General features: G+C 59.0%; 25 protein-coding genes and 1 tRNA gene. 14 read left to right on the top strand and 12 right to left on the bottom strand.

Annotated elements, in window-relative coordinates:
• Window positions 1-4: 4 nt before the first annotated feature.
• The 4 genes from MHAR_RS10750 to MHAR_RS10735 all read left to right on the top strand — a co-directional run bounded on the left by MHAR_RS10750 (window position 5) and on the right by MHAR_RS10735 (window position 3,414).
• The gene (locus tag MHAR_RS10750) at window positions 5-1,159 is read left to right on the top strand and encodes an ABC transporter permease (protein WP_014587640.1); all 1,155 of its coding nucleotides are present in this window, start codon (window positions 5-7) and stop codon (window positions 1,157-1,159) included.
• A gap of 22 nt (window positions 1,160-1,181) precedes the next feature.
• The gene (locus tag MHAR_RS10745; RefSeq protein ID WP_014587639.1) at window positions 1,182-1,907 is read left to right on the top strand and encodes an ABC transporter ATP-binding protein; all 726 of its coding nucleotides are present in this window, start codon (window positions 1,182-1,184) and stop codon (window positions 1,905-1,907) included.
• A gap of 107 nt (window positions 1,908-2,014) precedes the next feature.
• Window positions 2,015-2,245 (top strand): TRAM domain-containing protein, encoded by a 231-nt coding sequence (locus tag MHAR_RS10740; RefSeq protein ID WP_014587638.1) that lies wholly within the window; start codon window positions 2,015-2,017, stop codon window positions 2,243-2,245.
• 236 nt (window positions 2,246-2,481) lie between these two features.
• Window positions 2,482-3,414: a bile acid:sodium symporter gene (locus MHAR_RS10735; protein ID WP_187287873.1), complete on the top strand. Its 933-nt coding sequence runs from the start codon at window positions 2,482-2,484 to the stop codon at window positions 3,412-3,414.
• A gap of 121 nt (window positions 3,415-3,535) precedes the next feature.
• On the opposite strand, the gene MHAR_RS10730 is transcribed toward MHAR_RS10735, so the two are convergent.
• Window positions 3,536-4,456, bottom strand: a complete 921-nt coding sequence (locus MHAR_RS10730; protein ID WP_014587636.1) for a hypothetical protein — start codon at window positions 4,454-4,456, stop codon at window positions 3,536-3,538.
• 426 nt (window positions 4,457-4,882) lie between these two features.
• Between MHAR_RS10730 and MHAR_RS10725 the strand changes: the two genes are divergently transcribed.
• The 5 genes from MHAR_RS10725 to MHAR_RS10705 all read left to right on the top strand — a co-directional run bounded on the left by MHAR_RS10725 (window position 4,883) and on the right by MHAR_RS10705 (window position 11,143).
• Entirely contained in the window at window positions 4,883-5,242 is a 360-nt protein-coding gene (locus MHAR_RS10725) for a hypothetical protein (RefSeq protein WP_187287818.1), read from the top strand.
• Window positions 5,243-5,244: 2 nt separating this feature from the next.
• A complete protein-coding gene (locus MHAR_RS10720) occupies window positions 5,245-5,607 on the top strand; it encodes a nucleotidyltransferase family protein (protein ID WP_014587634.1) in 363 nt (120 codons plus the stop codon).
• Window positions 5,604-7,817: a KAP family NTPase gene (locus MHAR_RS10715; RefSeq protein ID WP_014587633.1), complete on the top strand. Its 2,214-nt coding sequence runs from the start codon at window positions 5,604-5,606 to the stop codon at window positions 7,815-7,817. Before MHAR_RS10720 ends, MHAR_RS10715 begins: the two co-directional genes overlap by 4 nt.
• A gap of 100 nt (window positions 7,818-7,917) precedes the next feature.
• Complete coding sequence (locus MHAR_RS10710; protein WP_014587632.1) at window positions 7,918-9,057, top strand: pyridoxal phosphate-dependent aminotransferase; 1,140 nt, start codon at window positions 7,918-7,920, stop codon at window positions 9,055-9,057.
• A gap of 148 nt (window positions 9,058-9,205) precedes the next feature.
• Window positions 9,206-11,143, top strand: coding sequence for a M3 family oligoendopeptidase (locus MHAR_RS10705; RefSeq protein WP_081472335.1), 1,938 nt, complete (start codon window positions 9,206-9,208; stop codon window positions 11,141-11,143).
• A gap of 74 nt (window positions 11,144-11,217) precedes the next feature.
• Here the strand turns inward: MHAR_RS10705 and MHAR_RS10700 are convergent, their stop codons facing one another.
• The 11 genes from MHAR_RS10700 to MHAR_RS10650 form a co-directional block, all read right to left on the bottom strand.
• Entirely contained in the window at window positions 11,218-13,272 is a 2,055-nt protein-coding gene (locus MHAR_RS10700; RefSeq protein ID WP_014587630.1) for a S9 family peptidase, read from the bottom strand.
• Between the two features lie 229 nt (window positions 13,273-13,501).
• Window positions 13,502-14,152 (bottom strand): YkgJ family cysteine cluster protein, encoded by a 651-nt coding sequence (locus MHAR_RS10695; protein WP_014587629.1) that lies wholly within the window; start codon window positions 14,150-14,152, stop codon window positions 13,502-13,504.
• A 38-nt stretch (window positions 14,153-14,190) separates the two neighbouring features.
• On the bottom strand, window positions 14,191-15,126 hold the full coding sequence (gene mtrH, locus MHAR_RS10690) for a tetrahydromethanopterin S-methyltransferase subunit H (RefSeq protein ID WP_014587628.1): 936 nt from the start codon (window positions 15,124-15,126) through the stop codon (window positions 14,191-14,193).
• Between the two features lie 9 nt (window positions 15,127-15,135).
• On the bottom strand, window positions 15,136-15,360 hold the full coding sequence (mtrG, locus tag MHAR_RS10685; protein WP_014587627.1) for a tetrahydromethanopterin S-methyltransferase subunit MtrG: 225 nt from the start codon (window positions 15,358-15,360) through the stop codon (window positions 15,136-15,138).
• A gap of 12 nt (window positions 15,361-15,372) precedes the next feature.
• Entirely contained in the window at window positions 15,373-15,645 is a 273-nt protein-coding gene (locus MHAR_RS10680; RefSeq protein WP_014587626.1) for a tetrahydromethanopterin S-methyltransferase subunit F, read from the bottom strand.
• A 1-nt stretch (window position 15,646) separates the two neighbouring features.
• Window positions 15,647-16,375 carry a tetrahydromethanopterin S-methyltransferase subunit A gene (gene mtrA, locus MHAR_RS10675; RefSeq protein WP_014587625.1) on the bottom strand — a complete coding sequence of 243 codons (729 nt, stop codon included), beginning with the start codon at window positions 16,373-16,375 and terminating at the stop codon, window positions 15,647-15,649.
• The gene (locus MHAR_RS10670; RefSeq protein ID WP_014587624.1) at window positions 16,376-16,687 is read right to left on the bottom strand and encodes a tetrahydromethanopterin S-methyltransferase subunit B; all 312 of its coding nucleotides are present in this window, start codon (window positions 16,685-16,687) and stop codon (window positions 16,376-16,378) included. It abuts the gene before it with no gap.
• Window positions 16,688-17,491 carry a tetrahydromethanopterin S-methyltransferase subunit MtrC gene (gene mtrC, locus MHAR_RS10665; RefSeq protein ID WP_014587623.1) on the bottom strand — a complete coding sequence of 268 codons (804 nt, stop codon included), beginning with the start codon at window positions 17,489-17,491 and terminating at the stop codon, window positions 16,688-16,690. It abuts the gene before it with no gap.
• Window position 17,492: 1 nt separating this feature from the next.
• Entirely contained in the window at window positions 17,493-18,188 is a 696-nt protein-coding gene (gene mtrD, locus MHAR_RS10660; protein WP_048144631.1) for a tetrahydromethanopterin S-methyltransferase subunit D, read from the bottom strand.
• Window positions 18,185-19,093 carry a tetrahydromethanopterin S-methyltransferase subunit E gene (gene mtrE, locus MHAR_RS10655; protein ID WP_048144630.1) on the bottom strand — a complete coding sequence of 303 codons (909 nt, stop codon included), beginning with the start codon at window positions 19,091-19,093 and terminating at the stop codon, window positions 18,185-18,187. Before mtrE ends, mtrD begins: the two co-directional genes overlap by 4 nt.
• Window positions 19,094-19,413: 320 nt before the next feature.
• Window positions 19,414-19,959 (bottom strand): CDP-2,3-bis-(O-geranylgeranyl)-sn-glycerol synthase, encoded by a 546-nt coding sequence (locus tag MHAR_RS10650; protein WP_014587620.1) that lies wholly within the window; start codon window positions 19,957-19,959, stop codon window positions 19,414-19,416.
• Between the two features lie 243 nt (window positions 19,960-20,202).
• On the opposite strand from MHAR_RS10650, the gene MHAR_RS10645 reads away from it, so the two are divergent.
• The 5 genes from MHAR_RS10645 (at window position 20,203) to MHAR_RS10625 (ending at window position 23,722) form a co-directional block, all read left to right on the top strand.
• A tRNA-Gly gene (locus tag MHAR_RS10645) sits at window positions 20,203-20,295 on the top strand.
• A 139-nt stretch (window positions 20,296-20,434) separates the two neighbouring features.
• Window positions 20,435-21,103, top strand: coding sequence for a helix-turn-helix domain-containing protein (locus MHAR_RS10640; protein ID WP_228369557.1), 669 nt, complete (start codon window positions 20,435-20,437; stop codon window positions 21,101-21,103).
• Window positions 21,104-21,107: 4 nt separating this feature from the next.
• Window positions 21,108-22,145: a hydroxymethylglutaryl-CoA synthase gene (locus tag MHAR_RS10635; RefSeq protein WP_014587618.1), complete on the top strand. Its 1,038-nt coding sequence runs from the start codon at window positions 21,108-21,110 to the stop codon at window positions 22,143-22,145.
• Window positions 22,146-22,149: 4 nt separating this feature from the next.
• Window positions 22,150-23,313, top strand: coding sequence for a thiolase domain-containing protein (locus MHAR_RS10630; RefSeq protein ID WP_014587617.1), 1,164 nt, complete (start codon window positions 22,150-22,152; stop codon window positions 23,311-23,313).
• Window positions 23,314-23,317: 4 nt separating this feature from the next.
• Window positions 23,318-23,722 carry a Zn-ribbon domain-containing OB-fold protein gene (locus MHAR_RS10625; RefSeq protein WP_014587616.1) on the top strand — a complete coding sequence of 135 codons (405 nt, stop codon included), beginning with the start codon at window positions 23,318-23,320 and terminating at the stop codon, window positions 23,720-23,722.
• The last annotated feature ends 91 nt before the right edge of the window (window positions 23,723-23,813 follow it).

Raw genomic sequence — 23,813 nt, 5'->3', positions numbered from 1 at the left:
TAAGATGTTCGAGCTATCGATCGCAGAGAGGCACATCCTCGGAAACCCCCGGATGGTCCTCTTCACCGTCATCTCCGTCGCCCTGGCGGTGGGGGTGATCGTGGTCCTGATAGGGCTGACGGAGGGGTACAGGCAGGACCTGATCGATAACACTGTGGAGAACTCCCCCCACGTCACCGTATCCCCGAAGGAGGGGGAGGATTACATATACCTCTATAGGACCCTCGCCGCCATCGCTACGGAGCATCCCGAGGTCGTGGCGGCGTCCCCGAGGCTGGTGGGGGGGGCGGCGGCCAAGCACCGAGATAACGTTAAGGGTATCACCTTCATAGGGGTGGACCCCCTCCAGGAGGACCTCCTCCTGAGGGTCCAGGAGGAGGTGGTCTGGGGCGACTTCTACGATCTGCAGTTCAGGAGGTACGCCGCCGTAGTCGGATCCGCCCTCGCCGACGACCTGGAGCTGAAGGTGGGAGACAAGTTCAGGATCACCAGGCTGGACGCGTCCCTGCAGCTGACGGCGGTCGGGATCATCGAGACCGGGACGGGGCTCGACAGGACCCTCATATACCTCCCCCTGGGGACGGCCCAGCAACTTTTGGGGGAGGGGGACGTGGTGACCGAGGTGGGGATTAGGCTGTCGGAGATCTATGCCGCCCCCGCCATCGCCGCGGACCTGAACGGAAGGACCCTCTACAAGGCCGAGAGCTGGCAGGAGAAGAGCCGGGACGTCCTGGAGATGCTGGATACCCAGCAGTACTACTCCTGGGCTTTCTATTTATTAATATTCTTCATATCCGGCCTGGGAATAGTCAACACCATGATCATGATAGTGAGCCGGAGGACGAGGGAGATAGGGATCTTGATGGCGATGGGCGCCTCCCGGGGATCGATCATAAAGATCTTCATCCTGGAGAGCGTCATCCTGGGGCCGCCTTCGGCCCTCCTCGGCGGCGGCCTCGCCCACGTCGCGGCGAAGCTGATCGGGACGATCGAGGTCCCGGCGGAGTTCTACATGACCGACAGGATGACGGTGGTCCTGGATCTGGGGACGTTCCTCTACGTCGCCCTCTTCGCCCTCGTCGTCAACTTCATCGCCGGGATATACCCCGCCTTCAAGGCCTCCAGGCTCGATCCGGTGAAGGCGATAGCAACAGAATGAGAATCGGGGAGGCGATCTTGCTTTGACCAACATCATAGAGATAAAGAAGCTGAGGAAGATCTACGGAGACGGGGTGGAGGTGGTGGCCCTCGACGACGTCGACCTGACGATAAAGGAGGGGGAGGTCCTATCGATTGTGGGGCCCAGCGGGAGCGGGAAGTCGACCCTCCTGAACATGATCGGCCTGTTGGATACCCCCTCCGGCGGCGAGATCTGGCTGAAGGGTCAGAACATAACGAGGGCGACCCCCAAAGAGAGGGCGAGGCTGAGAAATAAGGAGCTGGGGTTCATATTCCAGTTTCACCACCTCCTACCGGAGTTCAACGCCGTCGAGAACGTGATGATGCCCCTTCTGATCGCCGGGGTCGATAGGGACGAGGCGAGGGATCGGGCGATAGCCCTCCTCCAGGAGGTGGGGCTCGCCGACCGGCTGATGAACAGGCCAAACCAGCTCTCCGGGGGCCAGAACCAGAGGGTGGCGGTGGCGAGAGCTTTAGCGGGCCACCCCTCCATCGTCATAGGGGACGAGCCCACCGGAAACCTGGACACCAAGAGCTCCGACATGATATACGAGCTTCTGAGGAAGCTCAACCGCCAGATGAACCAGACCTTCATCCTCGTCACCCATGACATGACCATGGCCGAGAAGACGGATAGGATACTGCGGATCGTCGACGGCAGGATCGTATGCGAGATGCGCCGAGATGGGGATGAGTTCGTCACCCAGGAGATCTGTCGGGCGGAATGAGATCTCCGGCTCCGGCTGCCCATCCATAGGTTTAAATATCCTGCCGGCATCTCCAGCGAGCGTGAGAAGCTGTTTTCGCGGTTTTTCGCAAAATGGATGTGAACTGAGTGTACGGAAACGATCGAGGATCCTTCAGCAGTGGCGGATTCACAAGCTCTTCTCCAGTTGAGGCTGGAAAGACGTATGAGGTGGAGATTGAGGACATATCGAGGCAGGGAGACGGCATCGCCCGGGTTGAGGGCTTCGTCATCTTCGTCTCTGATACGAAGGTCGGAGACAAGGTCTCCATATCCATCGACAGGGTTATGCGAAGGTTCGCCATAGCCCACAAGGTCTGATATTATCTGTCCTTTTGATCATTTAGATGTAAAATGGTCGGCGCAGCCATCCGCTGCGCCAGGGCCCTTTTAGACGATTGCATCTCCTCCTCTCCTTCGTTTCTTCCTTCCTCCTTGGGTCCATCGCTTATCCGGACCTCCGGGCAGGAGTTCGTCAGGGCCGAGGTGCCGATCCGGAGGGCATATCTTCAAGAGGCGAGGGATCAAAAGGCAGACCATGAAAGGGCGGGGGGGCCATCCTGCGGATCGACCTTCATAGAAATACCGCCTTCATCCTGACGGCGGCCGCGGCCCTGGGCCTTCTCTTCCCGGCTCCGGCCCGGGGGCTTGAGCCCCTCCTGATCCCGGCGCTATTTCTGATGATGGCCTTCTCCCTCGCCGGGATCGACCTCGACCTTCCGCCGATGCGGGGAGCAGTGGCAGGATTTCTCGCAAACTACCTCTTCCTATCCGGCCTCATCCTCTCCATCGCTCCCGCCGTCCTGGAGGCGGAGGCCCTCGTCCTCGGGTTTGTGGTGATGGCCGCGGTCCCCCCGGCGGTGGCCGTCATCCCCCTGACGAGGCTTCTCGCCGGCGACGTCCGCCTCGCCCTCTACTCGGAGGCTCTCTCGTACATCGCCTCCATCGTCCTGATGCCGTCGATCATCTACATCTTCGCCAGGGATGCGGGAGATGGGGCTGGGGTCGGGCTCGGCGAGACGGCGAAGATCGTCCTCCTCCTGATCCTCCTTCCCATCCTCGCCTCAAGGTACGTCGGACGCCTCGGGATCGATCCCGCCCACCCCATAAACGCAGGCCTCTTCGCCGTCACCTACATCGTGGTGGGTCAGAACAGCGGCGCCATCTCGGGAGAGGCGGCGGGGGTCCTCTTCATCGCCATCGCCCGGACCTTCGTCTCGGGGGCGGCGGTCTACGCCGCCGCGGCCTTCGCCGGGGTCGAGGCCCCCCAGAGGATCGCCCTCACCCTCTTCGCCTCCTTCAAGAACCTGGGGCTCGCCGCCGCTGTTGCCCTCCTCCTCTTCGGCCCCCGGGCGGGGGTCCCGGCGGCGGTCTGCATCTTCACCGAGACCGCCTTTTATATCCTCCTCTCGGCCCTGGCCGGGAGGCGCAAGGGCAGGGAAGCCTCCAAAGATGGTGCTCGGACTCGCCGGAGCCGTCTAGGGACCTGATCATTTTTTGATGGCAGAACCCCCGCCCATATGGTATTGACGAGATGGATCAATATCTCAGGCCATCATCTGGCCATGCGCCCGGAAAAAAGGGGGAGGGATGGGGCGGGCATCCCTCAAATTAAGATGGCATCAGGACTTTCTGCATCGGTGCCATCGGCATCGTCGAGAATCTCGTATAGGTTCCGGCCGTCGGCCGGCTGCCGGCGGCATCCCTCCTCTCCTTGAAACCGACGTCGGAGAGCCACTGCCTGGCGGGGTTGGTGTAGTAGAGGGTGCTCGTCATACTGCTCAAATCGAGGCGGTATATGTTCTGGCGCCAGTCGGCGTAGTAGAGGCGGCCGCCCCGGTAGACGAGGCCGGCTATGGAGCCCTCCGTCGATTCGAAGATCTTGGTCACAGCCCCGGTGCCGGTGGCGACCTTGTATATGCTGGCGGGAACCCTATTTCCCGAGCTGAGGTAGAGGTTTCCTTCGTAATCGAAGGCGAAGTCTCCGGCCCAGAATCCGCCGACGTCGGCGAGCTTGACGGTGTAGATCGGGGTCGCGGCGGCTCCGTCGACCCGGTAAATCCTACCGTCGCCTCCGGCCCCCGTCGCCTCGCTGAAGTAGAGGCCGAAGTTCCCGTTCTGGTCCCAGGCGAAGGCTAAGTCCCGGACGTAGGTGGTGTGGGTGAAGACGACCGACTCCGCGGACCAGCCTGATCCAGTCTCAGCGGTCAAGTAAATGTTGAACTCGTTGGCGTTGGCGTAGTAGAGCTTCTCGGGGACCCCCGGATGGAAGGTGAAGCTGTAGAGCCTCTCCAAGGGCCTTGTATAGATGATGTTGTCGGCTGCTGTGGCGGTGCCGGCGTAGTAGACCGATCCGGTCGTCTCGCCCCCGTCGGCGTAATAGATGGGGGCGAACCTCTCCATGACGGTCATCGTACCCGGCTTCATCTCCAGGACGGGCATCACCTGGGCTGAGGCGGCGTCGGCCGCCAAGGTCGGCGATGCCAGCAGAAGGAGGGCCAGGATCGCCGCACTTAAGGGTTTTTTCATCATGAGCAGACCTCCTCATCCGGACGGACCCCGGCAGGACCCGAGGGGAAGATTCCCGGATCGGGATCTTTCCCGGGCCGGCCCGAACCATCTATCGCGAGACGGTCTAGCGGATAGGGCCGGTCGATAGATCTATTGTCCATCCGCGATACAGAACTAAATAACCTTCTCGGTCTGCATGTTATTTAAATTCTTGTTCTGCTGACAAACTCCGCCGATACGCAGAAATGCAATTAATGTAGATGGAAATTAATATATACCCAAATATCTACTGATTTTATCCTATTTCTGTCTCCTCAAACCCGAATTTCGCGAGGGATATCTCTGGGGCGTGCCCCAAAACATGGAAGAAAAGTTGAATATCAGATCGGAGACCTCCTGAGATCCTGGAGAACGCTGATATAATATCAGGCCGAAGAGATCATCGAGATGCGAGATCGATTCCCTCGGCTGGTGGCATATACCATGACGGATCGTAGAGATGAGATCGGGGAGTTGCGGGCCTGCCCCTTCGTGGCGCGGTCGTGCCTGCAGGCGGGGTGCATGGCCTGGGACGAGCACGGCGGCGGATGCAGGCTGATCCCGACAAAAGAGGCCGCGAGCGCCTTCGACGCCCGCCTCCGGGAGGCGGCGCCCCTCCTCTACGCCTCCCTCCTCGACCTGGTCCGGGTGATGGAGGAGCGGGGGCGGGAGTGCGACGCCTGCGGCCCCGACCTCTGGGACTACGCTGCGGAGGTGAGGAGGTCCTTCCTCGACGAGCTCGTCGAGGCGCAGCTGAAGGTGGGGTGAGGATGGAGGTTGAATTGTCCATATCGGCAAAGAAGAAGACGCGATCGGTATCTCAACGGGGGGTGAAGACCGCCGAGGAGATAGCCGAAATTCTGAGGTCGCAGATGCCGGAGCTCTCTCGTCGCTACAAGGTGGCGTCCATCGGGATCTTCGGCTCCTACCTCCGGGGCGAGGCGGACGAGGAGAGCGACATCGACCTTCTGGTGGATCTGGAGGATGGCGACGAGCCCCTCACCCTTCTGGAGTTCATCGCCCTCGAAAACCATCTGAGCGATCTCTTGGGGGCGAAGGTGGACCTGGTGGAGAAGAGCGCCCTCAAGCCCGCCATAGGCCGGCGCATCCTGGAGGAGGTTCAAATGGTATGAGAGCAAAAAAAGGGGTCGATAAAATGGCGAATCACGATCAAATAGATTATTTATCACCAGATAAACCGCTAGAAGATCCTGAACTAGATCGATTAGGATACAGTAATTTTGCAGAGCACCTTGCAGATAGTATTTGCAAGATGGCTCCCCTTGAGGGATTTGTGATCTCAGTTTATGGGTCCTGGGGGTCAGGGAAATCAACATTAATAAATTTCATAAAATATTACCTAAATCAATTGCCTGAGGACGAACAGCCGATAATTGTACATTTTAATCCCTGGTGGTTTTCTGGTCAAGAAGATCTAACAATTCACTTTTTTGGCCAACTACAGGCTGAATTAGGCAAAGAGAAATGGATAACTGATCCTGACAAGTTAAAACACTTGATTGCAGAATTTTCGGATCTTTTATCTAAAACCCCTGAACCCACTATCAACATATTAGCGCGCGTAATAAATAAATTTACAAAAACTCATAAAAGTGTATCAGAATTTAAAGATAAAATTGCGAAAACATTACGAGAGCAGCAAAAGAAAATCTTAGTGATCATAGATGATATTGATCGTCTCACGGCTGATGAAATTCGACAGCTTTTCCGAGTTATTAAATCGGTTGCAGATTTTCCCAACGTCATTTACCTTCTAGCTTTTGATAAGCGAGTTGTTATAAACGCATTGGAAAAGACACAAGATATTCCTGGGGCTGGGGAAGAATATCTTGAGAAAATTGTTCAAACCCCATTTGAACTTCCCATTCCAGATAAGAACTCTCTTCGTTCACTACTTTTTGAGAAATTAAACCTAATTCTCACCGATACTCCTGAAGAACTATTTGATAAGAGATATTGGCTAAATGTTTACTTTCAAGGTATTGATCATTTCATAACCACACCCCGAGATGTTATCCGACTGACTAACACGTTGAACGTAACATATCCGGCTGTAAAAGGAGAAGTCAACTCTGTTGATTTCATTGCGATTGAAACCCTACGAGTCTTTTGCCCCATAGCGTATCACATGATTGGAGAAAATGAAGAAGAATTTACGAGACATAATAAAAGGGACGGCTTTATAGATTCAAAAATTGAAGGTCTCAAAAAGTTCCATAACTCTTGGATAGAAACAGTTCAGGATAAAGATCGTGAATCTGTCAAAAGATTGTTGACGGCGATTTTCCCCCGCGTGGGTTCGGCTTGGGGTGGTAGTAATTACGGTTGGGACTGGGAGTCTACATGGCGTAGGCAGCTTCGCGTATGCAGCCACGATGCATTCCCTATGTATTTCCGCTTGAATCTGCCAGAAGGCAGCATATCGTACACGGAAATGAAGGCTTTACTAGCTTTAGCCGATGATCCAGTGGCCTTCGCTAATAAACTTCTAGAACTTGCAAACCAAAAAAGACCAGATGGCACGACCCGTGTTAGGCAATTTTTTGAAAAACTCGAGGATTACACAGCTGAGGATGTCCCTGAAGAAGCTATACCTAAAATTTTAAAGGTATTTTTCGATATAGGAGATGAACTTCTGTGCCCAGAAGATAGAGATGAGATGCCATTTGGAAATAGCATTCGCATTATACGTATTTCACGGCAACTCTTACTTCGATTTGACGAAAATGAACGATATAATATCCTGAATAAATCCATGTCTGAGGGTCGAGCAATTTCGATGATCGTACATGAAGTAAGTGTCCAACGCCAAGGACTCGACAAGCATAAAGAGGGAGAGGTGGGAAGTGGTGCTGATGAAATACTTATCAATTCAGATCATCTCGATTTGTTGGAGAAAATCGCTCTCGAAAAGGTGGTTGAAGCTGCGCAAAACGGGACACTTCTTAATATATCAGATCTAGTATATGTCCTTTATTGGTGGAACAAATTCGATAAAATTGAAGATATAAGGCATTGGGTCCAAGAAGTTATAACTGATGACGACGTTTTAGCCATGTTTTTGGAGAAATTCCTTTCAAAAGGCTATAAGGGTTATTCCGATGGATACACAGAAGCCTATTACAGGCTCGACCCTAGAGTCCTGGAGCTGTTTCTCGATCTTTCTCAAATTATAGATCGTGCCAGAAAAATCGCCTATGATGAAGGGATAACAGAAAACCAAAGAAATGCACTAAAACAGTTCATCAAAGAGTACGAAATTCTTGAAGGTGGAGAAGATCCGAACGACTCATGGGTTAGGTCGAAATGGAAAATGGATTAGATAAAACGTTCCATCACGTTGGGTTTAAAGATAGTCCTTGTGCGATCTAAGAGAAATTTATACTTATCAAAACTGTCACCCACTTAAGGAGCCCGCCAACATGATCTCACGACGAGCCGAGGAGATGACCCCCTTTTTGGTGATGGACGTATTGGAGCGCGCCCGGGCGATGGAGCGCCAGGGGATCGACGTCGTCCACCTGGAGGTGGGCGAGCCGGACTTCGACATCCCCGCCCCAGTCCGGGAGGCGGTCGCGGCCGCCTTAGCCGAGGGGCACACCCACTACACCCACAGCTGCGGCGACCCGGAACTCCGGGAGGCGATATCCGACCACTACGCCGAAAGGTACTCCGTCACCGTCGACCCCGATAGGATCGTCGTCTGCTCGGGGACGTCCCCGGCGATGATGCTCGTCTTCTCGGCGCTTCTGGAGGCGGGGGATGAGGCGATCATCTCCGACCCCGGCTACGCCTGCTACCCGAACTTCATCAGATTTTCCGGCGGCGTCCCCGTGCCGGTGCCGGCCGCCGAGGCGGACGGCTTTCAGCTCAACCCCGGGGCCGTCGCCTCGCGGATCACCGATAAGACGAAGGCCATCGTCATCAACTCGCCGTCGAACCCCACGGGGACCCTCCTCTCCGCCCGAAGGATGGAGGCGATCTCCGATCTGGGGGTCCGGGTCATCTCCGACGAGATCTACCACGGCCTCGTCTACGCTGGGCGGGAGCGCTCGATTCTGGAGTTCGCCGAGGACGCCATCGTCCTCAACGGCTTCTCGAAGCTCTACGCCATGACCGGCCTTCGATTGGGGTACCTGATCGCTCCTCCCGAGCTCATCCGGCCGATCCAGAAGATGCAGCAGAACCTCTTCATCTGCGCCAACTCCGCCGTCCAGAGGGCGGGGATCGCCGCCCTCCGGGAGGCCAGCGACGACGTCGAACGGATGAGGCGGACCTACGACGAGCGGAGGCGGTTCATGGTAAAACGGCTCCGTAAGCTCGGCTTCGGGGTCGCAGTCGAGCCGACGGGGGCCTTCTACGTCTTCGCCGACGCCCGGCACCTCTCCTCCAATTCGTATAACCTCGCCTTCGATATCCTGGAGCGGGCCCGGGTCGGCGTCGCTCCCGGGATCGACTTCGGGGCCGAAGGCGAGGGGTACCTCCGCTTCTCCTACGCCAGCTCCATCGAGAGGATCGCCGAGGGGCTCGATCGGATCGAGGGTTATCTGGAGGCGCTCTGATCCGCCGACCCTGGGCGGGTGGCCTATTGAGAAGGGATAGAGAAGGGATAATTGTAGACGAAAATTTAAGTAGCCTAGAGATCATGGCGAGTTGATTTGCCGGATTTTAAATTAGGGCTTATCGGCATTCTGGAGACGGTGTTGAACTATGAAGAGTAGCATCCTGGCAGTAGCATTCGTTGTGGCGGCGGTTTTCGTCCTGTTGCCCTCGGGCGCAGGCGACCAATCCGCCGCCGAGGGGGCCCCGGCCCCTCATCTCAATTTGGAGAATATCACCAAGTCCTGGAACCTCACATTTCTCTTCGAGAATAGAGAAGAGGCGAGGGCGGAGTTCGACCGCCTGAAGCTGGAGGCCGAGACGATCAACGAGACCTACCGGCCCGCCTTCGAGGAGCTGAACGGTCCGGTCCTTCTGGGATACCTGGAGGACGAGAGGAACCTCTCCATCTCCCTCGACCTCCTCTCAACCTACGTCTACGCCCAAAACAGCCTCAACGTCAACGACGACTTCTTCGAGACCTTCATCTCCGAGATCCAGACCTTCTATGCCGACTATTACGCAGCCACGTCCTTCGCGGAGATCAGGCTCAAGTCGCTGTCGAGAGAGGAGTGGGAGGTCCTCTTCGGCGGGGAGCCGGGGCTCGAAGAATATCGGACGTACCTCGAGAGCGGCTACATCAGGTACGCTGACCACAGGCCGCGAAACGAGACCCACGCCGCCTTCATAGCCGAGATCGCAGATCAGCTGATGAAGCTTGAGACCCAGGCCATAAAGGAGATCACAAACAACGTCACCGTCGCCGGGAATGTTACCCTCACCGACGGTACGGAATACCCGGTCAACTACCAATCCTACTACAGGCTCCTGGCCACCGATCCGGACCGAGAGAACAGGAAGCTCTGTTACGATAAGAGGTTCTACCACCTCAAGGACGAGTCCGACAAGATGGCGGCCCTTTACCTGCTGAAGGCGAAGAAGGACGACCACCTCAGCCGGGAGCTGAACTACTCCGATGCTTACGCCTCCACGATCTTCGATAGCTACCTCTCCGAGGAGCAGATCGAGGAGATGAACTCCGTATTCAAGGAGAGGAAAGACGCCTTTTATGGGTACCACGAGTTCAAGAGGGAGAAGATGGGGGTGGACCGGCTGATGCCCTACGATCTTTTCCTCCAGCTCACCGACGACCCCGACCAGATCTACAACTACACCGAGACCCTGGCCGAGATCGGCGCCTCTTACTCCGGGATGGACCCCATCTTCAGCGAGATCTTCGCATATATGGTCACCAGCAACTTGATCGACGTATACCCGAACCCCGATAACGGAAAGCAGACCAGCGAATACTGCATGAGCCTCTTTCCCCTGAAGCTCCCGGGCATGATCTTTTTGAACTACGAGGGGCTGATATACGACAAGAAGACGGTGACCCACGAGGTGGGCCACGCCATCAACTTCTACCTCATGGGCAACTCCGTCGATTTCATCTACTGCGGCGGCCCGGAGTACGAGATGGAGATCCCCTCCACCTTCAACGAAGAGCTCTTTGTGGATTACGTCCTGGAGAACTCCGATCGAGAGACCGCCCTAGCGGTCCTGGACCAGCACATAGGCGAGTACAAAAACTACTTCACCTTCCAGAGCATGATCACCGAGTTCGAGCGCCAGGCCCATATCCTCTGCGATGGAAAGGACGAGATAAGCGGGGCCGAGCTGAACTCCCTATGGAGAGACCTCTGCAAGGAGTACGAGGACGAGAATATCGGCTACTACGACGAAGACTCTGCGGAATGGACGTATGTAGACCACATCTACCTCACCAATAACTACTACACCTTCAGCTACTCGCTTTCAAAAGCGATTACCCTATCTCTCTTCAAGATCTACAAGGAGAACCCCCAGGAGTTCAACGAGAGATACGTCGGCTACCTCTCCGCTGGGACGACGATGACCCCGCCCGAGAAGCTCGAGAAGTTCTTCGGGATAGAGATAAACAGGACCCTCTTCGAGGACGCCATGGACGTGGTGGAGATGAGAGTGAACCAGCTCCAGGAGCTGGAAGAGGTTGGGGTGACGGGGCTTTGAGCCCTCCCCCGGCCCCCTTCGTCTCTATTTCTATCTCTATTTTCTTCTCCACCGCCGAAGGGAGGAGGACTCCATCAGGCTGATCGGTCCGAGAGGGCCTCCTTCAGCCCTGGGACCTCCTCAGCCCCTATGGGGACGGTGATCGTCGAATTATCGAAGTCGTCTCCTACGGGCTCAAACCTTCCGCCGAGGTGCTCGGATAGGAAGGCCTCAGCGACGGCGAAGAACGACATTCTGTTCTCCGGCCGAGCGAAGCCGTGACCCTCATCTGGATAGAGGACGTAGGTCACAGGAATCCCCTTCTCCTGCATCGCCCCGACGATCTGGTCCGACTCGTTCTGGCTGACCCGGGGATCGTTGGCGCCCTGGCCTATCAGAAGAGGCCGCGCGATATTCTCGACGCGGTTGATGGGAGAGCGCTCGAAGAGGAGCCGTCGTCCCTCTTCGGTCCTGTGGTCGCCCATCCGGGTCGCGAAGAGCTCGATCTGAGGCTGCCAGTAGGGGGGTATCGTCTCGATCAGGGAGGTGAGGTTTGAGGGGCCCACTATGTCGACGCCGCAGGCAAAGACCTCCGGAGTGAAGGTGAGCCCCACCAGGGTCGCGTACCCTCCGTAGCTCCCGCCCATGATCGCCACCCTATCTGGATCTGCGATCCCCTCTCCCACCGCCCAATCGACGGCGTCGATCAGGTCGTCGTGCATCCTCGCTCCCCATTCCAGGTTTCCTCTGTTGACGAAATCCTTCCCAAAGCCCGTAGATCCGCGGAAGTTGACGCTCAGGACGGCGTACCCCCGGTTGGCAAGCCACTGATGGGCGGGGTTATAGTCCCAGACGTCCCGGGCCCAGGGGCCGCCGTGGACGTACAGGACCATGGGGAGGGGCTCCTCCGGCCTTCCGTCCCCATCCCGGTCGGATCCGAGAGGCAACGTATAGTAGCTCACCAGGTTCAGACCGTCCCGCGAGACGATGACGGTCGGGATCATCATCTTGGCTAAGGCCAGATCTTCCAGATCCTTACGATTTGTGAAGAGGAACTCCGCCTCTTTCTTCTCGCTATCGTACCGGTAATATCTGAAGGGGCCATCGTCCACGACGTAGACGACGATCCAGGTCCTGTCGTCGAGAGACCGGCTCACCACCTCGATGTCGCCATCGTCGACGGTTTTGAGGAAGGCCAGGTCGTCGCCCACCGATCCGTCGATCACCTGCCAGTCCTTCCGCTCGTAGGTGAAGGCAGCCGCCTGGACGTTCTTCTCAGTGGGGTGGACCATCCAGTCGCTGAAATCCGACCTCGGATCTTCGGCGATCAGGGTCTTTACCCCCGTCGCTGGATTCATGGCGAAGAGCGCCGCCGTATTCCGGCCGCGGCTGTCGACGAAGTACAAGATCTCGCCGGTCTTGTTGAAGCCGATCGATCCCGTCGTAATCACGTCCTCCATCGGGATCTCCGTGAAGACCTCCCATCCGCCTTCTCCCGTCGGCCGGAAGATCTCGGCACCGCCGTCGCAGGTCATATTCGTCGCAAACCTGACGGCATAATCGTCATCGATGTCGAAGGATGAAAAATATCCGTTCTCCTGGATCAGGGTCATCTTCCCGGTCTCTATGTTCAGGCGATAGAGGTCGTGGTACTCGGGATCGCGGTCGTTGAGGCCGACGATGATCTCCTCAGGGAAGTTGCGGCTGACCTTTACAATCCTGGCCTGGACATCCTCGAAGGGGGTGAGGTCTCTCATCTCGCCGCTCCTCAGGTTGACGCTGTAGATCCGCCAGTTCTCATCCCCGTCCTTGTCCTGGATATAGAGGATGTGCTCGTTGGTGTGGGCCCATGAGTAGGAGCGGATGCCCCGATAGGTGTCGTTGGTGACGGGCTCTGCAGCTTCCGGGTCCTCTATAGGTCCCACCCAGACGTTCAGGACCCCGTCTTTGGGGGCGAGGTAGCTGATCCTGGAACCGTCGGGGCTCGTTCGTACAGTGATCTTGTCGGGATTGCCGAAGAGCAGTTCTCGCGATATGAGCGGATCTGCATCTTCCGCGGGCATCTCTCCATCCGTCGAGCCGATCCCCTGGGCCCATCCCACTATCGAGAGGAGGGCAAGGACCGCTACTCCAATTAAAGCTCGTTTCATGAGTATCCCTCTAATTGAGCGATCTGCGAAGATCCGAACGAGACCACCGCACTGATCTTATTTAATAATCATGTTTAAGATTAATCCGATCTAGATGGTATGTATCCAGGCTGGAAAGAGAGGATCGTCTCGGCCCAAGAGCTCCCAACCCGGTATCCAAAGTGTAGACGAAGGGAGAGAATTTCGGTGATCCCGGCATATTGGCATCTGCTGCTCTCTTCGATCCATTTCATCCAGGCCTTCTCCTCCTCCCCGGCATCGTCCTGTAGATCCGGGCCTCGGGGTGGATCTTTCCCTCCATCCTCAGCCTCTGGACCTGCGCCCCCACCGACCCCATCCTCTCGGCGAACTGGCCGGCGACGAGCTTCTCGAGCCTCTTTCTCTCCGGCCCCTTCCCCTCGCCGATCCCGGGGCAGGTGGGGTTGTAGCCTATCTCGAGGACGATCGCTCCCGCAGGGCCGGACTTTTCGACGACGACGAAGGGAAAGAGGCGGCAGGCCGTCGGCCGCACTGGGTAGATGGTGCACCCCCTCCCTTCCTGGAAGAAGACGCAGGATCCGTCCGGCTCCCTCGACCTCATCACCGGGAGGTCCAGGATCACCTTCTTCCCGCCTTCCTCGACCATGACAGATCCCCTCCTATCTTCATAGAGGGTGTCGACAAACTCTTGGGGGTCCAGGCCCGTCTTCTTGCTGATGGCGTCGATGTCCCTCTCCGTCAGGTAAATCAGGTTGCTCTTCTCCAAGAACTCCGCCATCCTCTCGGGGGGGATGAGGTCGTCGAACTCCCGGGGCCTCCGGTGATGGCAGCAGGAGCCGCAGCGCTGACACTTGAAACGAACGCCGCCGAAGGCGGCTCTGATCTCCACCCGGACCGGCAAGAAGATCCCTCAAAAAAAGAAAAAAAGAGAAGGGGGTTTCAAAGGAGCTTCTTGATCGGGTGGTTCGGGTCCAGAACTTCCAGGCCGAGCTCTTTTGCGCTCTCTGCGCACATGATGTCGACCATGGCCGCGGCTGGGAAGACCATCGTCGCGTTCTCGATGGGGCCGTAGAGGTAGTAGTCGGCTCCCATGATCCCGGCGACGAGGTTCGATCCGATGTCCACCGGCGGGAAGGCTGCCTTGTTCACCTTCTTGTACTTCTTCATCCAGTCCCAGGCGGAGGCGCCGTTGTGGTAGCCTGCGCCGACGGGGAGCCCCAGGAGGGCCTTGACGGCGATCCCGGCCCGGATGGTGGCGCCGGAGCCGTTCCCGAGGGGCATGGCGGCGACGTCGATGAGGGGCCTGGTGATCCCCGCCTCGGCGGCGTAGTCGAGCATCCCCTTCTCCGCGCCTCCCGCAGCCTTGGTGAGGACGTCCATCTTCCCCTTGGTGGTGGAGTCGAGGGCGTTGAAGGCGAGGACTATGGCGGCGTCGAGGTCGCTCTCCTTGACGGCCTGGAACTCCTCAGGGGTGATGCTGGCGTTGATGGAGTTGTGGATCGCCCGGTCGGCGACGCCGATCTCGGTGGCGTACTTGACCCCGAAGCCCCGCACGCTCGGGGCGCTGGAGTCCACCAGGAAGGGGGCGTCGGATATCTCGACGAACCAGTCCAGGTACTTGGTCATGGCTTCGTTCGTCTCGGCGACGATCTGGTTGAAGCAGGGGTTCCCGGTGGTGTCGCTCATCTCTTCCTGGTCCTTCCAGAGCTTCTCCGCGGCAGCCACATCGAAGATACCCTTCTCCTCGTTGGTCACTATCTTGTGCCGGGAGTAGAACATCGTCCCAATGCACACGGTGGGGTACTCGCCGGGCTGACCTCCCACCTTGATCTTGCCGAACTCGAATACCTCTTGTTTCTTGTCAAACCTGAACATATCAAACCCTCACGCAACCGCCAGCAAATAGTATGCCAGCACTAATATTAATCCTCCACAGACCCCATAAAGGACGCCTATATCTCTGCCGATCTTCTTGCCCTGCCTCTGGGCTATCTCCGCGCTGACGAACTCGATCTTCTCGTCGATCTTGGCCAGCTTGTCCAGGACCTCCCTGTACTGGTCCGGGTCTACTACGACGCTGGGTACTACGTCTCGATTGTTTTGAGCCATGAATGTATCACCTCAGGTCATAATGTACACTGGCAAGAGGACCATCAGGATCGCGAAGAGGAACCCGACGACCGCTCCGATCGGCATCGCGGCGTTTACCCCCGAGCTGAGCTTCTGATCTCTGACCACCAGCTGCGCCCTGTACAGGACGCTGTCGGTGATCTGGTCGAAGGGCCCCATGAAGGGGGCCAGCACCGTGGGAAGCCCCTTTCCGTATGGGATGTCGGCAGTTATCGGCTTCCCTGCTCCTGCGCCCTCTCCGCTCACAATCTCTTCATCTGCCATCTCACATCCCTCCGATGCTGAGGATCAGTCCGAAGAGGACCAGAACGATCGTCAGCCCCGCTGCGATCCCCTCGATCTTTCCGGCGTAGATGCCGGCAGAGTACTTGTTCTGGATCCCCATGTTCATGACTGCGGCGTCGATCTGCCTCATCCGTGCCCGGATGTTGGCGATCTCCCCCGCCATGGGACGAAGGCCGTGGGCCTCCTCCTCCGCTTCGCCCTCGGATATCTCCACCGCCATGGGCTCAACGTCTAGGGCGCCCGGATCTTTGGAGACGCACTCCTTGATCTTGGAGACGATGGTGCCGGTATCCTCGGTGTCGATGATGTTGATCGTAGTTATCTGCTGCTTGAACCTCTCAATCGCCTCTGGAGTCAGGTTCTGGATGAAGGGGATGGCGCCCGTCGCCCCCACGATCCTTCCTTCCTGATCGATGCCGTTGGCGGCGAAGGCCTCAATCGCCTGCCCCGTGATGTGGCCCTTGACCTCCATCCCGGTTATGATCAGAAACCTGATGTTGGGGTTGGAGATGATGTTGGCCACCATCTTCTCGATGCCGATGTTCTCGGTCTTGCAGGGGCCTGCGAGGGCTGATCCCGCATCGATGAAAGGCGCGTTGTTCAGGTGAGACCCGCAGGTCACCACAGCCACCGGGCTCTCGGGGTTTCCCACCACGTACTCGCCGGTGAGCCAGGGCCAGGGGTCGGATGTCGGCTTCTTGTTGGCCATTCAGAAGACACCCCCATGGGAGAGTAAGTACACGAAGGCGACGACGAGGCCGATGATGAACCCGTACCAGATGTTGGTGTAGATCCCCGCCATGTAGCTCGCCCCCTCCCTCCCCTTGTAGGAGTTGAGGAGCGGCGCCCGGGGGTCAAGGGAGTTGACCAGGTCGTCGGCTGCCTTGTTTATCTCATCGATCTGGGCCATGATCGGGTCCAGAGCGAACTGGATGACGTCGTCCCTCTCCTCTGCGATCATCCCCTCCAGGGGATCGAAGACCAGGTGCAGATCGGAGGGAGAAGCTCTGACTATTCCCATCTACATACCTCCCTCAGGAAGAAGACCCGTCCCCTTGACGCCGGCGGAGTCCCTCTTCACCAGATCGAAGAACTTCTTGAAGAAGACGATCCAGACGACGGCGGCCACGAATATCGAGACGAAGCCCTCGACGCCTATGGTCTCCAGGGACGCGATCCCGACGGCGAACATCGCCAGGGCTCCCGCGGAGACGGAGTGGACGAGGGTTCTGTCCTGGGTCTCGTCGGGGCCGAGGTTGGCGTTGAAGGGGTGCAGTATGGCCAGGCTTCCGATGATGAAGACTATGGCTATATATCCGGTATCGATGACGTTTGCGATGATAACCCGATAGTCTATAACTCCGGAGATCATGACCCCCAGGCCTATCAGGACTATCGCCCCGGCGCCGCCCAGGGTCATCAGAGCCTCCTCCAGGACGGGGATGTTCATCTTGATGATCTTGTTAGTGAGAAGGCCTACGACGTATCCGAAGCCCATGGAGACGGCGATCCCTATGATGGGGCCGGCGACGCCTCCGATGGATAGGCCGAACATCGCTGCGACGAGCCCCATCCCCATGGCCATCAGGCCGATGGACGGAACTCCCGTGCCGATGCCGTAGCTGCAGACCCTCCTGACGGCGTCCGACCCCATCACCACAGCGGCGATGACGCCGAGGCCAGCCAGGAACGAGAAGTAATCGGTCCCGGTGACCTCGTTTAGGACGTGGGCCAGGTATATGCCGAGGACTCCGCCGCCGAGGCCGTACATCATCAGCTTCGTCTTGTCGATCTTGGCTGCTCCTCCACCTGCTGCAACGCTCATATCAGTGACCTCCCGAAATCAGGACGGCGAATATTGCAATGATCAGCGATGCCACCAGACAGACCTGGAAGGCCCGCGGAACCCGCTTGAACTTGGGGTCGTGGAACCCCTCGATCGTCCCCTGGATGTTGTAGGAGGCGATGACGGCGTTCACCACGAAGATTCCGATGGCGAAGAAGGCCGAGAGGCCCGGGTCCCGGTTGATCTGATAGAGGACGTAGTAGATCAGGGATCCACCGGCGCCGCCGAGGAGGCCGCCGATCGTCCCGCTGACGAAGCAGACGGTGGGTATGCCCTGGCCGACGGTCCCGGGGGCGACGTAGGGCGCCTGGGAATCTTTGGTGATCGGGTCGTAGTTCGCCTTGGCGGATGCCAAGGGAGTCCCGACGCCGTAGATGTAGACCCAGTTTCCGACGATCATGGTGGCATCGATCATGATCATGGCGCCGACGGCACCGCTGATAACCACCAGGAGAATGCTGTCGGTGTAGTTCAACATCAGGCCGGCGCTCAAGAGGCCGGTGAGGCCAGAGCCGGCGGCCAGCTGCACAGTCCCGGTCCCCACCCCGGTGGCCTGGGCCATGGCGGCTGGTGCGCCACCGACGGGGACGAAGTGGACGCCTATGCCCACCAATAGCCCGCCAATGACGATCTCAATTATGTGCACTAGCATGTTAGCGTCAATCGGAGGAATCATGCCTCAATGTCCCCCTTGTATTCGGGATAGGGCCCGTACCTCTTTCTCGCTCTGATCTCCAGGATTCTGTTGTAGACGATGAACAGAATGACGATCACTATCCCGGTCAGGACCGCATACCATCCCTGGGTGGCGGGATCGAAGATGGTGGTCCGCCAGTTGTCCAGGAAGACCGTCAGCCCGAAGGCCATCCCGGTGACGGGGCCTCCGAATCGGGCGCAGAACCAGACGTTGTCGATGGAGCTCCTCAGGCCAGCCTCGGCCCTGGTGACGATGTCACCGGAGTTGGCGGCGTTGAGCCCCGCCCCGAAGATGTAGTTCTGAAACTCCCTCTCTCCTCCATAGTGGACGTCTCCCGTAGACGATCCTATGGCTCCGATGGCGAGCCCCCATATCATGGCGACGAGGGGGAACGGGAACGGGTGCTGAATCGGAAGCCACGGGGCTGTCATGATGTAGGAGATGGTGACTACGCAGAAGGCAGTGATGTACGCATGTGCCATGATGGCGGTGGTGTGAGTCCGCAGAACGTCCAGGTAGACGTACTGGTTGAACCGCGCCTGGCTCGTGTTCCTGCCCATGTAGGCGGTGACAGAAAAGATGCCGTTGAAGATCGCGGCCATAACCGAGCCGATGGCGATCGCAAAGAACGCGTTCATGCCATACCCGGACATCAAGACACTAGCTGTAACTGCGGCAAGGGCGGCGTAAAGAGCGTTCGATGGGGGCTCTCCAGAGATGGCTTTGTTGTATATCCTGTGGGTGTGACCCACCTGGGCAGCCAACTGGACCTGTGAGTTGGGGTTGCTCTGAGAACCCACATCGGACTCTAAGTCCTCGCTTGCACCGGCTACTGTCGCAAGGGCGCCCATAGCTGCTAGGAGCCCCATGCTAACCATGTCCATTTGCTCTCCTCCTTTTTAATTCTTGCCAAATCATAGTAATCTATGAAAAATTTGGCCAGTAACGTACTGACTATCGGTTACTGGACTTATAAAGCTTTCGAAATGGAAATGAAAGCCCCATTTTTGTTTTTTGTCCCGGTTTTAGTGAGCCCGAAAGATCTGAAATCCCCAAATAAAAGCCTGAAATATAAAAAAAACAAGGAAGAACAGTTTGGGGCGAATTATTCCTGAAATATGTAGGAATAATGGCGATATGGCCCATCTAACTCGGAATGATCGATATAAATCCCAGATCGTCCGGAAGATGCCCTCTATCTCCCTCACCACGGCTCCTTCTTCGCCTTGATCCTGTAGCCGAGGACGTTCATCACCCTGTGGAGGACGGGGGTGACGACCAGGACGATGAATATCACCTCGGCGGTGAAGCTCTCGGAGAACCACCGGGGGGCGAGGAGGAGGGTGAGGGCCCAGCTCCCGAAGACGAAGTCGAGCTGGTCGACGAGGAAGAGCGCCGCCCCCCGCTCCATCCCCATCCTCCGCTTGAAGAAGCTGGCGACGATGTCCCCGGCCATCGCCCCCAGGGAGAGGCCGACGAGGACGAGGATCAGCTCGAATCCGCGGCCGAAGCCCGGGAGGCCTAGATCAGGCCTCACGGCCGCGATGGCGTGGAGGAGGAGGCCCAAGAGCACCCCCGCCAGGGTGCCGGCGATCGTTCCCCGAAAGGTCTTCCCGTCGCCGAGGATCCGGCGGCCGTCCGGGAAGGTCCTCCCGAAGTCGAGGGGCCTCCCCCCGCCGAAGATGACGGCGAAGTTGTTCGGCAGGTAGGCCGGCAGCATCAGCCAGATCGCGATTATCACCGAGTGCAAGATCTCGTTCCCTCCAGGGGCTCGCCTAACGGCGTGACTCCACCGACGCCTCGATATATCAAGGTATCCGAGGCGTAGCTGCCTATCGGGCATGGGGGAGATCTGGGTGGCGCCGCCAAGACCCCTCCCGCCGGGCGGGGGTCGGCCCTTCCCCTGCCATCCTTCGGGGGAGCGCCCCGGCCCGGGGGCGCCCCACCCCTCGGATCGAAAACGTTAAGTTCGACGAGGGGATGGAGGTGGTGAGCGCCGATGGTCTAGTGGTTATGACTTGGGCCTTCCAAGCGGCAGGGATCGCGGAGCAAGCCCAAAACCCGGGTTCGAATCCCGGTCGGCGCATCTTGTTTTGTGGGATCCGGCTCAACCTCGTCATATGACGAACTCCTCTTCGTTAACTTTATATTCTAAAGAGCCCCCTCTCTGGCTCATGTCTGCCGGGGGGGATATCTCCGATGTTCGAGGACTGCTCGCAGAGAAGATGGCTGGTGAGATAACTTTATCACAGAATCCCGGCGAGACCCTGAAGAAGTGGCGGAGGAACTTCGGCGTAACCCAGACGGAGCTCTCCAACCATCTGGGAATCTCGCCGTCGGTGATAAGCGACTACGAAAGCGGAAGAAGACGGTCGCCCGGCATTTTGATCGTCAGCAAGATCATCGATGCCCTCCTCACCATCGACGAGCTCCGGGGGAGCTGCACCGCCCGGACCTACAGCGCCCTGCTCAGCGACGGCGGGTCCTTCGGGCGGATATGCTGCGTATGCGAATACTCCGAGCCGGTCCCCCTCTCCAAGTTCGTAGATCGGATCGGCGCCTGCGTCGTCTGCGGGGACGTCGACGTCCCTATCTACGGCTATACGATCATCGACAGCTTGAAGGCTATTTTGGAGCTTCTTCCCGAACAGTTTCACAGGATCTACGGCCGGAGCACCGCCCGGGCCCTGATCTTCACCGGCGTCTCCACCGGCAGGTCGCCGATGGTGGCGGTGAGGGTAAGCCACCTCAAGCCCGGCGCCGTGATCCTCCAGGGGATCGACCCCTCGGGGGTGGACGGCGTCGCCAGGAGGATCGCGGAGCTGGAGAGGATACCCCTCCTCGCGACGACCCTCTCCACCGAGGATCTCGCCGAGAATCTGAACAACAGGTGATGCTTTGCCCGCGGGGATAGTCAGCTATGGGGTCTACGTGCCCAGGTACAGGATAAAGGCCGAGGAGATCGCCAGGGTCTGGGGAGAGAGGGAGGACATGGCCAAGGGGCTGAACGTCTTCGAGAAATCCGTCCCGGACACCGACGAGGACGCGGTGACTATGGCCGTTGAAGCGGCGAGGAATGCCGTCAGGCGAGCCTCCATCGATCCCTTCAGGATCGGGGCGATCTACGCGGGCTCCGAGAGCCACCCCTACGCCGTAAAGCCGACGGGGACGATCGTCGGCGAGGCCCTGGGCGTCGACCACCAGCTGACGGCGGCGGACTTCGAGTTCGCCTGCAAGGCGGGGACGGCGGCGGTCCAGGCCTGCCTCGGCCTGGTGGCGGGAAAGCTGATCGATCTGGGCCTTGCCATCGGCACCGACACGAGCCAGGGCGCCCCCGGCGACGCCCTGGAGTACACAGCCGCTGCCGGCGCCGCCGCGTACGTCATAGGCTGCGAGAACCTGGCGGCGGAGATCGAGGGGTTCTACTCCTTCACCACCGACACCCCCGACTTCTGGAGGCGGGAGGGGATGGCCTACCCGGAGCACGGGGGGAGGTTCACGGGGGAGCCGGGCTACTTCAAGCACGTCACCAGCGCCACCCGGGGCCTCTTCAAGAAGATGGGGACGATCCCCGAGGATTACGATTACGCCGTCTTCCACCAGCCGAACGGGAAGTTTCCCGCGAGGGTCGCCTCGAAGCTCGGCTTCTCCGCCGAACAGATCGAGCCGGGGCTCGTCGTCCCCTGGATCGGAAACACCTACTCGGGCTCAAGCCTCATCGGCCTCGCCGCGACCCTGGACGTAGCCCGCCCCGGGGAGAGGATATTCCTCGCGAGCTTCGGGTCGGGGGCGGGGAGCGACGCCTTCAGCATCAGGGTCGAAGAGGGGATAGAGGAGATAAGGGACCGAGGGCCGCGGGTAAGAGATTACATGAAGGACGTCCGCTACCTGGACTACGCCGTCTACGCCAAGCACAAGGGAAAGCTGAGGCTGTGAGACCATGAGATCGGTATCGATTATCGGAGCTGGATGCACCCGGTTTGGGGAAAGGTGGGACGACTCCCTCCGGGACCTGGTGGTGGAGACGGGGATCAGGGCCCTGGAGGATGGGAACGTCTCCGGCGAGGAGATCGACGGCCTCTACGTCGGGAACATGAGCGGCGGCCGGTTCGTGGAGCAGGAGCACATCGGCGCCCTGATATCCGACTGCGCCGGCCTCTCCCGCCTCCACGTCCCCAGCACCAGGGTCGAGGCGGCCTGCGCATCCGGGGGGCTCGCCCTCCGCCAGGGGATCCTGGCGGTGGCGAGCGGCTACTCCGACGTCGTCATCGCCGCCGGGGTCGAGAAGATGACCGACGTCACCGGCGGCGTCGCCGCGGACGCCCTGGCCGCCGCCGCCGACCGGGAGTGGGAATGCTTCTTCGGGGCGACCTTCCCCGCCCTCTACGCCATGATCGCGAGGCTCCACATGCACCGGTACGCTACGACCCGGGAGGACCTGGCGGCGGTGGCGGTGAAGAACCATCACCACGGGAGCATGAACCCCATATCTCAGTACCAGATGGAGATCACCGTCGATAAGGTCTTGAACTCCCCCCTCGTCGCCGACCCCCTCCGGGTCCTGGACTGCTCGCCGATCACCGACGGGGCTGCCGCCGTCGTCCTCGCCCCGACGGAGGAGGCTAAAAAGTACACCGACAGCCCCATCAGGATCCTGGCGACGGCCCAGGCCAGCGACACCCTCGCCCTCCACGACCGGCGGGATATCACCACCCTCGACGCCTCGGTCTTCGCCGCCAGGAGGGCCTTCCGCATGGCGGGGCTGGAGCCGGAGGACGTGGACCTCGCCGAGGTCCACGACGCCTTCACCATCGGGGAGATCGTGGCGATCGAGGATCTGGGATTCTTCGATAAAGGCGATGGGGGGAGAGCCACCCGGGAGGGGCTCACCGCCATCGGCGGGGAGATCCCCATCAACACCTCTGGAGGGCTGAAGGCCTGCGGCCATCCCGTCGGCGCCACGGGGATAAAGCAGGCCTACGAGATGGTCCTCCAGCTCCGGGGCGAGGCGGGAGAGCGGCAGGTCGAGGGCGCCGACGTCGGCCTCACCCACAACGTCGGCGGGTGCGGCGGCACCGCCATCGTCCACATCATGTCGAGGTGACCAATTGTCCACAGTCCCACGGTTCTGGAGACACATACCCCAGAGGTACAACCTGGTGGGGACCCACTGTCCCAAGTGCGACGAGTATTACTACCCGCCGAGGACGATCTGCCCCAACTGCCGGAGAGCCGCCAAGATGGAGGATTACAAGTTCGATGGCCGAGGGACGGTGGTCACCTACACCACCATCTACAACGCCACCGACGACTTCAAGAGGCAGACCCCCTACAACCTCGCCATCATAGAGCTGGAGGAGGGGCCGAGGCTGACGGGCCAGGTGATCTGCGCCCCCGAGGAGATCGAGATCGGGATGAGGGTGAAGCCCGTCTTCAGGATCCTCGGCAAAGACGGGGACCGGGGGATAATCTACTACGGGACGAAGTTCGTCCCCGTCGAGGGCTCCATATAGCCCCCTCCCGGCCGGCTCCCGGCACCGTCCATTCTTCTCCCCGGCCCGGGAAGTCCGCTTGCCTGCGGGGACCTCCGCCCCCCCCGGGGCT

This window comes from Methanothrix harundinacea 6Ac (assembly GCF_000235565.1).
In the GTDB taxonomy this organism is placed as follows: Archaea; Halobacteriota; Methanosarcinia; order Methanotrichales; family Methanotrichaceae; genus Methanocrinis; species Methanocrinis harundinaceus.
Note: the sequence above shows the minus strand (reverse complement) of the source record. Positions and strands in the feature narration are given on the sequence as shown.